This window comes from Sphingomonas oleivorans, assembly GCF_003050615.1.
GTDB classification, from domain to species: domain Bacteria; phylum Pseudomonadota; class Alphaproteobacteria; order Sphingomonadales; family Sphingomonadaceae; genus Sphingomonas_H; species Sphingomonas_H oleivorans.
Genome location: NZ_NWBU01000005.1, coordinates 335,734 through 347,650, shown reverse-complemented (window position 1 = coordinate 347,650; position 11,917 = coordinate 335,734). Strand labels below are relative to the sequence as shown.

At 64.8% G+C, this 11,917-nt stretch carries 8 protein-coding genes; 1 reads left to right on the top strand and 7 read right to left on the bottom strand.

The window, feature by feature from the left end:
• Nucleotides 1-27: 27 nt before the first annotated feature.
• Genes CLG96_RS07065 through CLG96_RS07045 form a run of 5 tightly spaced genes read right to left on the bottom strand, consistent with a single transcriptional unit; the run spans nt 28 to nt 5,251 of the window.
• On the bottom strand, nt 28-447 hold the full coding sequence (locus CLG96_RS07065) for a DUF3035 domain-containing protein (RefSeq protein ID WP_107967288.1): 420 nt from the start codon (nt 445-447) through the stop codon (nt 28-30).
• The gene (lspA, locus tag CLG96_RS07060; RefSeq protein ID WP_107967147.1) at nt 440-958 is read right to left on the bottom strand and encodes a signal peptidase II; all 519 of its coding nucleotides are present in this window, start codon (nt 956-958) and stop codon (nt 440-442) included. Before lspA ends, CLG96_RS07065 begins: the two co-directional genes overlap by 8 nt.
• The gene (gene ileS, locus CLG96_RS07055) at nt 951-3,770 is read right to left on the bottom strand and encodes an isoleucine--tRNA ligase (RefSeq protein ID WP_107967146.1); all 2,820 of its coding nucleotides are present in this window, start codon (nt 3,768-3,770) and stop codon (nt 951-953) included. The genes lspA and ileS overlap by 8 nt, the downstream gene beginning before the upstream one ends.
• Nucleotides 3,770-4,702, bottom strand: coding sequence for a bifunctional riboflavin kinase/FAD synthetase (locus tag CLG96_RS07050; protein ID WP_107967145.1), 933 nt, complete (start codon nt 4,700-4,702; stop codon nt 3,770-3,772). Before CLG96_RS07050 ends, ileS begins: the two co-directional genes overlap by 1 nt.
• 48 nt (nt 4,703-4,750) lie before the next feature.
• Nucleotides 4,751-5,251, bottom strand: coding sequence for a dihydrofolate reductase (locus tag CLG96_RS07045; RefSeq protein ID WP_107967144.1), 501 nt, complete (start codon nt 5,249-5,251; stop codon nt 4,751-4,753).
• A gap of 190 nt (nt 5,252-5,441) precedes the next feature.
• On the opposite strand from CLG96_RS07045, the gene CLG96_RS07040 reads away from it, so the two are divergent.
• Nucleotides 5,442-7,022, top strand: coding sequence for a flavin monoamine oxidase family protein (locus tag CLG96_RS07040; protein WP_107967143.1), 1,581 nt, complete (start codon nt 5,442-5,444; stop codon nt 7,020-7,022).
• Between the two features lie 138 nt (nt 7,023-7,160).
• On the opposite strand, the gene CLG96_RS07035 is transcribed toward CLG96_RS07040, so the two are convergent.
• The gene (locus CLG96_RS07035) at nt 7,161-7,748 is read right to left on the bottom strand and encodes a 4'-phosphopantetheinyl transferase family protein (RefSeq protein WP_165799570.1); all 588 of its coding nucleotides are present in this window, start codon (nt 7,746-7,748) and stop codon (nt 7,161-7,163) included.
• Between the two features lie 143 nt (nt 7,749-7,891).
• Nucleotides 7,892-11,902, bottom strand: a complete 4,011-nt coding sequence (locus tag CLG96_RS07030; RefSeq protein WP_107967141.1) for a Pls/PosA family non-ribosomal peptide synthetase — start codon at nt 11,900-11,902, stop codon at nt 7,892-7,894.
• Nucleotides 11,903-11,917 lie beyond the last annotated feature (15 nt).

Below are 11,917 nucleotides of genomic sequence, written 5' to 3'. Positions count from 1 at the left end.
GGGGCGAGGGGCGGGGCCGGCAGCGGATTATTGCGGCGTGGTCGCGCTGGCTTCCGGCGTGGTCGAGGCCGGCGCGTTCAAAATGTCGCGGGTGACGGCGCCCTTGTTGACCACGTCGGTCGTCGAATCGCCCGCTTCGGACCGGATGCCCGGATCGGTGGCGCGGCCGGCCTGGTCGATCAGCGCATTCTCGCCCGCGCTGCGCTGCGCCTGGCCGCCGAACATGGCGCTGAGCGCCTGAGTGCTCGAATCGGCCTCCTGCGGGCGGGGGGCGCCGGGCTTGGGCGGGACGAGCGCGAAATCCGGGGGAATCACCAGCGGGGCGCGGCGGGCGACGGCGAATTCATCCGGCCCGGCACGGCCCATAACCCCCTGGCGCCCGCCACCGCAGGCCGCCAGCGCCAACATCGCGACCGATGTCGCCGAGACGATAAGAAGCTTACGCATGAACATCCTCCGAGGGGGCACGCCCTTCGCGCACGAACAGCGCGCGCAGGACAAGCAGCAGGACGCCGATGCTAATGGCCGCATCGGCGACATTGAAGACCAAAAAGGGGTGCCACTCCCCGAAATGAAGATCGGCGAAGTCCACCACATGGCCGAACCGCACCCGATCGAGGATATTGCCGATCGCGCCGCCGAGCACCAGCCCCAGCGCCATCGCATCGGGCCGCCGGCGTTCGCGCCACATCCAGACGGCGACGATGGTCGCGATCACCCCGGTGAGCGCCACGAGCAGCCATCGGCCGAGTGCGCCGTCTGCGGTGAGGAAGCCCATCGACACGCCATAATTTTCGACCCAGCGCAGATCGAAGATCGGCAGCAGCTCGATCATGCCGCGCGCCTTGAGGTCGAGCGGATGGGTGACGATCCATTTGCTGAGCTGATCGGCGACGAACACCAGCGCGGCGGCGGCGAGGCCGGCGACGCGATGGGTTCGGGTGGCGGCCTCAGCCATTGACGACATCCTCGCAACGGCTGCAGAGCGCGCCATCCTCCGCCACTTCGGGCAGATGGCGCCAGCAGCGGCCGCATTTATGATGCCCGGTCTTGTGGACGACCGCGACGGGGCCGCGCGGCGTCGTTTCGAGGCTGACGTCGGAGACGATGAACAGCTCCGCCAGTTCCTGGCTGGTAGCGCCCGGCGGATCGCGGCCGTCGGGCAGACCGATCGTCACCTTGGCCTCGTTGCTCGATCCGATCTCCTTGGCGCGGCGCTTGGGCTCGATCTCGCCATTGACGATCTCGCGCAGCGAACGAAGCTCGGTCCATTGCGCGGCGAGCCGTTCGTCCGCCCAGGAAGGATCGATCGCGGGCCAGGTTTCGAGATGGATCGAGCCGCCGTCCGGATAGCGCGTGCCCCACACTTCCTCGGCGGTGAAGCAGAGGATCGGTGCCGCATAGCGGACGAGCGCGTGGAACAGTATGTCGAGCACGGTGCGATAGGCGCGGCGCTTGGGATCGTCCGCCGCGTCGCAATAGAGGCTGTCCTTGCGGATATCGAAGAAGAAGGCGGACAGATCGTTGTTCGCGAAGCTCGTCAGCGCGCTCACATAGCGGGTGAATTCGAATGCCTCGGTCGCCGCGCGCAGCTCGGCATCCAGCTTCGCCAGCAGATGGAGGACATAGCGTTCGAGCTCGGGCGCCTGCGACAGATCGGTCACACGCTCGGCCTCGGTAAAGCCGTCGAGCGCGCCGAGCAGATAGCGGAAGGTGTTGCGGAGCTTGCGATAGGCATCCGACGTGCCGGAGAGTATCTCCTTGCCGATGCGGACATCCTCGAAATAGTCGGTCGAGGCGACCCACAGGCGGAGGATGTCGGCGCCGCTCTCGTTGATGATCTTGAGCGGATCGACGACATTGCCGATCGATTTGGACATTTTCCGGCCCTGCCCGTCGAGCGCGAAGCCGTGAGTGAGCACCGCATCATAGGGCGCGCGGCCGCGCGTGCCCGAGCTTTCGAGCAGCGACGACTGGAACCAGCCGCGATGCTGGTCGGACCCTTCGATATAGAGGCTGGCGCGGACGCCCTCGCCATAGCGCGCCTCGACGACGAAGGAATGGGTCGAGCCGCTGTCGAACCAGACGTCGAGAATGTCGGTGACGGGCTCATAATCGGCGGCGCTATAGTCTGTTCCGAGCAGCGCCTGATGATCGGCGGTGAACCAGGCATCCGCGCCGCCCGTCTTGAAGGCCTCGACGATGCGCGCATTGACCGCCGGATCGCGCAGATAGTCGCCCGTCTGGCGATGGACGTAGAGCGCGATCGGCACGCCCCAGGCGCGCTGGCGCGAGATCACCCAGTCGGGGCGACCCTCGACCATCGCATGGATGCGGTTGCGCGACTTTTCGGGCACCCAGCGGGTTTGCGCGATGGCATCGAGCGCCGTCTCGCGCAGCGTGGCGCCGTTGGTGGCGCGGCCCGGCGCGATCGGCCGGTCCATCGGGATGAACCATTGCGGCGTCGCGCGGAAGATCAGCTTCGCCTTGGAGCGCCAGCTATGCGGATAGCTGTGCTTATAGTCCGCGCTCGCGGCGAGCAGCGCGCCCGCCTCGCGCAGATCCGAGCAGATCGGGCCGTCGGGCGCGTTGAACTTCGGGTTGATGACCGATCCCTGGCCGCCGAGCCACGCCCAGTCGGCGCGATATTTGCCGTCGCCTTCGACTGCGAAGACCGGTTCGACGCCGTTCGCCTTGCACAGCAGGAAATCGTCCTCGCCATGGTCGGGCGCCATATGGACGAGGCCGGTGCCGGCATCGGTCGTGACGAAATCGCCGGGCAGGAAGGGGCGGGGCTTGGCGAAGAAGCCGCCCTTTTCATGCATCGGATGGCGCGCGATCGTGCCGGCAAGATCGGAACCCTTGCCACGCCAGACGATCTCATCCTCGCCGCCGCGGCCATGTCGGGCGAGAACCTGCGCGGCCAGTTCTTCGGCGATCAGGATGGAGCGACCATCGGCGGAACGGAGGAGGGCATAGTCCAGCTCCGGCCCATAGGCGATCGCCTGGTTGACCGGGATCGTCCAGGGGGTGGTCGTCCAGATGACGGCATGCGCGCCGACCAGCTCGGCGATCGGGCTTTCGACGATCTCGAACGCTACGTCGATCTGGGTGGAGGTGATGTCCTCATATTCGACTTCGGCTTCGGCGAGCGCGGTCTTTTCGACCGGGGACCACATCACCGGCTTGGCGCCGCGATAGAGCTGGCCCGTCTCGGCGAATTTCAGAAGCTCGGCCGCGATCGTCGCCTCGGCCTCATATTTCATGGTGAGATAGGGATCGTCCCAATCGCCCATCACGCCGAGCCGCTTGAACTGCTCGCGCTGCACCTCGACCCATTTTTCGGCATAGGCGCGGCATTCGGCGCGGAACTGGACGGGATCGACCTCATCCTTGTTCAGCTTCTTCGCGCGATATTGCTCCTCGACCTTCCATTCGATCGGCAGGCCATGGCAGTCCCAGCCCGGAACATAGGGCGCGTCCTTGCCGAGCAGGGATTGCGAACGGACGATGATGTCCTTCAGCACCTTGTTCATCGCATGGCCCATATGGATGTCGCCATTGGCGTAGGGCGGGCCATCATGGAGGATGAAGCGCGGCTTGCCGGTGCGGGCGGCGCGGAGGCGGCCGTAAAGATCGTCCTCGGCCCAGCGGGCGAGGATCGCGGGTTCCTTCGCGGCAAGGCCGGCCTTCATCGGAAAGTCGGTCTTGGGCAGGAAGACGGTATCGCGCCAATCCTGCTTGGCGGGGGTATCTTGTGCGTCTGACATCAGGATCCGGGCCTTAGGCGGCGGCGCGCCTCGGCGCAATCCGCGTCGATCTGCGCGATAAGCGCATCCAGACTGTCGAACTTGGCCTCGGGGCGCAGGAAGGAGATGAGTTCGACCTCGATGGTCTCGCCGTAAAGGCTTCCCTCGAAATCGAAGAAATGGGGCTCGAGCAGTTCCTTGGGCGGGTCGAAGCTCGGCCGGATGCCGAGATTGGCGGCGCCTTCCACCATCCGCCCGCCGGGCAACCGCCCGCGCACCGCATAGATGCCATAGGCCGGCCGCAGATAATCGTCGAGCGGCAGATTGGCGGTGGGATAGCCGATAGTGCGGCCGAGCTTGTCGCCATGCTGGACGACGCCCTCGATCGCGAAGGGGCGGGTGAGGAGGCTGGTGGCCGTCTCGCAATCGCCCGAGAGGAGCGCCGCGCGGATGCGGCTGGAGGAAATGGGGCCGATGGCGTCGCTGACGGGCGGGATCGCCTCGGTCGACAGGCCATGCGCCTGGCCGAGCGCTGCGAGCGTCCCGATCGTGCCGGAACGGCCCCGGCCGAAGGTGAAATCCTCGCCCGTCACGACATGGGCGGCGCCCGCGTCGCGGATCAGCCGTTCCACCACGAACTGCTCGGCGGAGATGCGCGCCAGCTTTTCGTCGAAACGGAAGAGGAGCAGCGCATCGGCGCCCGCGGCGGCGAAGAGGCGCGCGCGCTGCTCGATCGTGGTCAGGCGGAAGGGCGGCGCGTCTGGCTGGAAGAAGCGGACGGGATGGGGATCGAAGCTCGCGACGATCGCCGGCCGGCCCATTTCCCGCGCCCGCGCTACGGCACGGCCGATCACCGCCTGATGGCCGAGGTGAAATCCGTCGAAATTGCCCAGCGCGATCACGCCCCCGCGCAGCGATGCGGGCAGGGGAAGGTCGCTCGTCAGACGTTCCATGGGCGCGCGCTATAGGAAAGGGAGAGGATCATGCCAATCGGGATGGTTTCAGCTCGTCCGGCGCCGCAAGGTGACGAAGCTGTAGGCGGGCAGGCCATCGGCGGCGGGATGGTCGGTCCGTTCGGCCTCGATCCAGTCGGCGGGATCGAAGGGAGGCATCGACGTGTCTCCGGCAGGGAAGGCATGGATCTCGGTGAGCTCGATCCGGTCCGCCAGATGCAGGAACAGCGCGAAGATCTCGGCCCCGCCGACCACGCTCAGCCGGTCGCCATCGGCGCGGGCGATGGCTTCGTCCACATCATGCACCACCTCCGCGCCGGGCGCCCGCCAGTCCGGATCGCGCGTCAGCACGATATGGCGGCGGCCGGGCAGCAGGCCGGGCAGGCTCTCGAACGTCTTGCGTCCCATCACCATCGGCGTGCCGAGCGTATGGCGCTTGAAATGCTTGAGGTCGGCCGGAAGATGCCAGGGCAGGCCGCCTTCGCGCCCGATCACGCCATTATCGGCGCGGGCGAGGACGAAGATGATTTCGGGACGGGCATCGGACATTCGCCGCTTATGACGGGACGAAGCCATGCCGCCAAGCGGGTGCTTGACCCGCGATCATTTCATTTTCTAGCATCCCGTCCGGGGAACGCAGTCTTGGCGCAGCGCGCGAATGGATCCGGAAAATCCGGGACAACGCTGTCTGACGTTGCGCAGGGCAATCTGGCGCTGATCAAAGGGGGGCTTTTTCGTCATGAGTATCACTCGTCGTGCGTTTCTCCATCGCGTCGCGCGTGCCGGCGGCGCCGCGGCCATGTTTTCCGCCATGCAGGCGCTTGGGCTGGCGCCCGCCGCCGAGGCATCCACCCTGCCGGACCTGCCCGCCGATTTCGGCAAGGGGCGCAAGGTCGTCGTCGTGGGCGGCGGCATTGCCGGGCTGGTGACCGCCTATGAGCTGCGCAAGGCGGGCTTCGCGCCGATCGTCCTCGAAGCAGCCAAGCGCCCGGGCGGCCGCAACTGGAGCGCGCGCAACGGCACCCGCGTCGAATTCACCGACGGCATCGTCCAGGACTGCAGCTGGGACGAGGGCCATTATATGAATATGGGCCCCGCGCGCATCCCGTCGATCCACCGCAACCTGCTCGGCTATTGCGAGGAGCTGGGCGTGGCGCTCGAGGTGGAGATCAACACCTCGCGCTCGACCTTCATGCAGGCCGATGTGCTGAACGGCGGCAAGCCCGTGGAGCAGCGCCGCGTGATCCACGATACGCGCGGCTATATCGCCGAACTGCTGTCCAAGGCGATCGACCGGCACACGCTGGACGATGTGCTGACCGCGCAGGATCGCGAGCGGCTGCGCGCCTTCCTCAAGGGCTTCGGCGATCTCAGCGAGGGCAATATCTATACCGGCACGGAACGGGGCGGCTTCGCCGTCGCGCGCGGCGCCGGGCCCGTGCAGGAAAAGTATCACAAGCCGCTCAGCCTTTCGGAGCTGCTCGCCGCGGATCTTTCCAAGGGCGAATTTTACGAGGAGCATATCGACTGGCAGGCGACCATGTTCCAGCCGGTCGGCGGCATGGACCGGATTCCCTACGCCTTCGCCAAGTCGCTCGGCGAGATCGTCAAATATGGCGCGCCGGTGACGGAGATCCGCAACACGTCGAAGGGCGTGCGGGTAAGCTATGGCGAGAATGGCGCGACCAGGACGATCGACGCGGATTTCTGCGTCTGCGCCATGCCCGCGAGCATCCTGAAGGACGTGAAATCCAATTTCGCGCCGGCCACCAAGGCCGCGGCGACCGCGATCCCGATGACGAGCCTCTACAAGGTCGGCTGGCAGGCGCCGCGCTTCTGGGAGAAGGAGAGCAACATCTATGGCGGCATCTCCTTCCTGAAGCAGCCGGTCGATCTCGTCTGGTATCCCAGCGACCGGCTCTTCTCGAAGAGCGGTATCGTCATCGCGGGCTTCAATCTGGAATATCTGCCGAACGGCCAGCCGACCGAATTCGGCGCGCTGGCGTCCACCGAGGCCCGGATCGCGGCGTCGCGCATGGCGGTCGAGAAGCTGCACCCCGGCCATGGCAAGGACCTCACCAAGCCGATCTACATATCCTGGGCGCGCGTGCCCTATATCCAGGGCGCGACCGCGATGACCACGCTGCCGGAGATGCTGGGCTATTATACCCAGCTCAACAAGGCGGACGGGCAGGTCTGGTTCGCGGGCGACTGGCTCAGCCGCATCGTCGGCTGGCAGGAAGGCGCGATCCTCTCCGCCCACCGCGCCGTGGCGGGCATTGCGGAACGCGTGAGGGCCGAGGGGCTGAAGGCGGCCTGATCCTGTCGACCTGAATCGTCGCCCCTGCGTAGGCAGGGGCCCATGTCTTTCTCCACGAAGGCCATCGTTTGAGGAGAGAGAAATAGGCCCCTGCCTACGCAGGGGCGACGAGTTGAATGGCTTGGGCAAAAAGAGGCCCTAATGATGGGTTCCCCCTTCGCGCGGTGAGTCTCGCCCGCAATCCTGAACGGGCGAGGCAAGCGCCAGCGCCATCTGAAAGCCGTCGATCGGATCGAGCGCCCAGCTGAAGATGCGCGGGGCGTGGGGGTTTTCGTCGAACCGCGCGGCCTCGCCATCCGCCCCGACCGAAAAGCCCGCCGGGTCGATCGTCAGGCCCAGGCCGAGCGCCTTCAGCACCGCCTCCTTGCGCGTCCATACCGCGTAGAAGCATTGGGTGCGTTGCGCTTTCGGGCAGGCGGCGATTGCGGCGCATTCGTCCGGATGGAAGCAATGGATCGCGACGATCTCGTCGCTCTCGCCGGCTTCGCTATATTCGACATCGACGCCGCAAGGCCGATCCGCCAGCGCGATGGCGAGCCGGTCGCGGCTATGGGCGATGCTGAAGCTGAGGTCGGTCCGGCCGGTCAGCCGAGGCCGTCCCTGCGCCTCCTCGCCGATCGCGAGCGCGGCGCCATCCTCGTTCAGCGCCTTGCCGAGCACATTGCGGAGAATGCCATGCGCATTGGCATAATGGATGCGATCGGCTTCGCGGGCATATCGCTCCATCCGCTCCCGTTCAGACCGTCCGAGAAGCGCGCTCAGCCTTTCGATGGGCCAGGCCGGAACGCGGCGCAGCAGCAGCCGGGCTCCGCATATGAACGCTACCGTACCCCTGATCCGGGCCGTGAGGCGGGGAGGGGGCGACGGGGTCATAGCGGACGGGCGGGATTGCCATACCATAGGGAGGCTTCCCCGGGCGTCTCGCCCTTCATCAGGAAGGCGCCGGAATCGACCACCGACCTGTCCGCCATCCGCACGCCATAATGGACGAAGGCGCCGGGCGCGACGGTGCAGCCATTGCCGATGACGACATGATCGGCCTTGAACACGCCTTCCTCGAGCGAATGGCCCTGGATCGTCGTGCCTTGGTTCAGCGTGCAATAGTCGCCGACCTTCATCAGCGTCATTTCCGTCATCGTGCAGCCGTCGTCGAAGACCATCCGCCCGACCTTCGCGCCACGCGCGCGCGAGATCAGGTTGCGGAAGGGCGTGCCCTTGAAGGCGTCGATCAGCGGCGATGTGCTGAGCTTCCAATAGCGTTCGATCCGCCAGAAGATCGGATCGTAAATGGAGCAGAGCGCGGGATGCAATCGACCGAAGCCCAGGCTCGCCCGCTCGATCAGCAGGAAATAGGCGAAGGTGAAGAGCATGAAGCCCATTATCACGCTGATCCCCGCCAGTGCGCCGGACAGGCTGTGCAGATGGTAGAAGAAATAGAGGACGCACAGAGAGAGCGTGAAATAGATCCATTGGGTGAAGAGCAGCCAGACGATGGTCGCGGAGTTGCTGCGGGTCTTGCGCGCCAATCCCCTTTTCTTGTCGTCCGCGCTGAGCGCTTCCGCTATCGCGGTGTCGCGGCTGACGGCGCGCGGGATCTCGAAGCTCGGCGAACCCAGCAGGCCGATATTCTCGCGTCGCTCTCCGGTTACGGGGATCAGCACCTTGGTGGCGAAGAAGCAATTGGATCCGGTTCGCGCCATCGGCTGATAGACGATATTGTTGCCGAAGAAATTGCGTTCTCCGATCACGGTCTTGTTCAGTCGAAAGGCGCTGCCCGACATTTCGAGGTTGATCATGTAGAGCCCGTCCGCGACCATCGTGCCGCTGCCGATGTCGCACAGCGTGGGCGCATCCTGGCGATGGACGACGCCGAAATTGGATCCGGTCTGCTCGATCCGGTTCAGCCGATAACCGATCGCGCGGAGATAATAGACGATGAACGAACTGTCGCCGAACAGCAGATTATAGAAGGCCGAGTTGCTGCTGCTCTGTGCTGCCCGCACGAACAGATAGGCGAGGCCGTAAAGTGTATATGTCCGTCCGGTGCGTAGGAAGAGCACGTAAAGCCGGGGCAGCAGTATGACGAAGATAAGCCCGCCGATGAGCGCCGTCAGGAACACGACGACCGATCCGATGATCAGAGGCGTGAAATAGCCAAGAGGATTGGCCTCGATCGCCGCCCAGTTGAATTTGAAATAGATTGCCAGAATCTCCACTTCCAGGATGATCAGGCGTAGGACGAACGCCGCCAGCGGGATCATCACGAGGAACAGCCAGGCAAGCTGCCCCAGCGAAAACAGCACGCGCCGCAGGTTGGAGCAGGGCATGCTTTCGGCAAAGGCATAGCTTGTCTGCGTCTCGATGGCGGGCGTGCCATGATAGAGCCGCCCTGCTGCGAGGCGTTGTCCCTCGCGCAGGCTGGATGCCGGCGCGAGCTGCGCGCCATCCTCTATGGCCGTATCGATATCGAGCACACTGGCGACGCCGACATGGACGTCCCGGCCGATCGTGACGGGCCCAGTGCGGATGACATTGCCCTCGGCCTTGTAACCCATGCACAGGACGTCGTAGTTCACCACGCTATCGGCACCTATGCTGATGAGATCGGTCGCGACGGGAACGAACTGGGTATCGATATTTGCCCGGAAGCTGACCTTGGCGCCGAGCGCGGCCAGATAGAGGTTGAAAATTGGCGTTCCCCGGAATGCCACGGCGGGATTTCTCTGGATCAGGTTCTTGACGATCCAGAAGCGGAAGTAGCGCAGCGACCAGATCTCGATCTCCTCGCTGCGGAACCTTCCGATCAGAAGCCATTTCAGCCCGATCGGCACGAATATGAACAGCAGGAAACTGCCCACGCTCAAGATCATCGCGCGGATATAGTAAGTTTGGGCGTTATCGGCCTGCACCAGCCAGAGGAGGGCCTCGATTGCGAGAATGAAGCTCACTGATGCGGCAGTGAGATAATAGAGAAGCTGCAACGATCCACATATCCAGTAATTCGCGACTTTCGGGATGTGGACGCGCGGCTGGCGGACCGTGGGTTGCTCGCTTGCCTGCTGATGATCGAGCGCTGCGGCAAGCTCCCGGACGGTGGGATGCAGATAGACGTCGCGCATCGAGGGCGCGCGATCGGGATGATCCTGGCGCAGCAACGCGCAGAATCGCGCCATCAGCAGCGAATGTCCGCCAAGTTCGTCGAAGAAATGGGCGTCGGCCGAGACGGGGCCGCTCTTCAGCGTCTTTTCGAGGCGGTCGGCAAGCAATTGCTCCATCTCCGTCGCGGGCGGAACGAATGGCCGGTCGGTGCCGGCGACGCGCTTGCCGGATGGCACGGGCAGCGCCTTGCGATCGGCTTTCTGGCTGGGCAGCAGTGGGATCGCGTCCAGCTCCTCGAAATAGCTCGGCATCATGTAGCGCGGCAGGCGCTCGGCAAGCCGGGAAACCAGCAGCGACGGATCGACGGGCCCCGCATCCTCGCGCCGGGTGAAATAGGCGACCAGCTCGGTCACGCCCGGCTCGGGCGACCAGCCGTTGACGACCGCCTGAGCTATTTGCGGGCATTCCATCAGGGCGGACTCGATTTCGCCCAGTTCGATGCGATAGCCGCGGATCTTGACCTGCGTGTCGATCCGCCCGAGATATTCGATCTCGCCCTCGGGCGTGATCCGTCCCAGATCGCCGCTGCGATAGATGCGGTTCGAAGGATTGTCGGGAATGCCGAGCGTGTCGGCGATGAATTTCTCGGCGGTAAGCTCGGGCCGGTTGAGATAGCCCTGGGCGACGCAGATGCCGGCGATCGCGATCTCGCCGACCTCGCCATCCGGTTTCTCGACCGCGTCCTTCTCGTCGAGGATCAGGATGCTGTAGGCGGGCAGGGGAACGCCGATCGTGACCTTGTGACCGGGGGTGAGCCGCGCAAGGCTTGCCGTGACCGTGGTTTCGGTCGGCCCATAGGCGTTCAGGATGATGCGATCGGGCCTGTGCCAGCGATGCACCAGATCCTGGGGACAGGCCTCGCCCGAAAGCAGCAGCAGGCGAAGCGCGGGCAGATCATCCTCGATCGTCGCGAGCAGGGTGGGCACGCAGCAGAGCGCGGTCACCCGATGCTCGACAAGATATTCCTGCAGATCCCTGCCGACGAGGTTCGTGCCCGGCCGTCCCGGCACGAGCGTCGCACCCGCCATCAGCGGAACGAATATCTCCTCGAAGGAAAAATCAAAGGCGATCGTGAGCCCCTGATAGACGCGATCGTCGGGCCGATAGCCATAGACCTCGGCCGCGACGCGCACGAAGTTGCAGATGCTCGAATGGGCGACCGAAACCCCCTTGGGGCGTCCGGTGGTTCCCGACGTATAGATGATATAGGCGGTTCCGTCGGTCGTTTCGTCGGGTCTCGGATGATGGGTCTTGAGGGGATCGGGCTTTGCTCCCGCGCTCACATCCGCGTCCAGAAAGCGGATCGGCAGGGCAAGCCCCTCGAAGCGATCCGAGAAGCAGCGCATCGTGAGGATGAGCGAGATGCCGGCATCCTCGGCAATGTAGCGGATGCGATCCTGCGGGAAGCTTGCGTCGAGCGGAATGAAGGTCGCCCCCGTCTTGAGGACGGCAAGAAGCGCGACATAGGTTTCGGGCGTCTTGTCGAACAACAATCCGATGCGGCTTCCCGCGCCCGTCCCGCCTTCGGCAAGGCTGGAGGCGAGCCGCGCGGCGGCAGCCTCCAACTCGCAATAGGTCAGCACGAATCCGTCGGCATCGATCGCGGCATGATCGCCATGGCCTTCGGCTTCCAGTTCACGAACGCGTCTCGCGAACAGATCATATAATTTCTCGCCGATATTCCAGCGAGGCGCATTGTCATAGTCATTATTTCTGAGCATGACTCAACTAGCTCT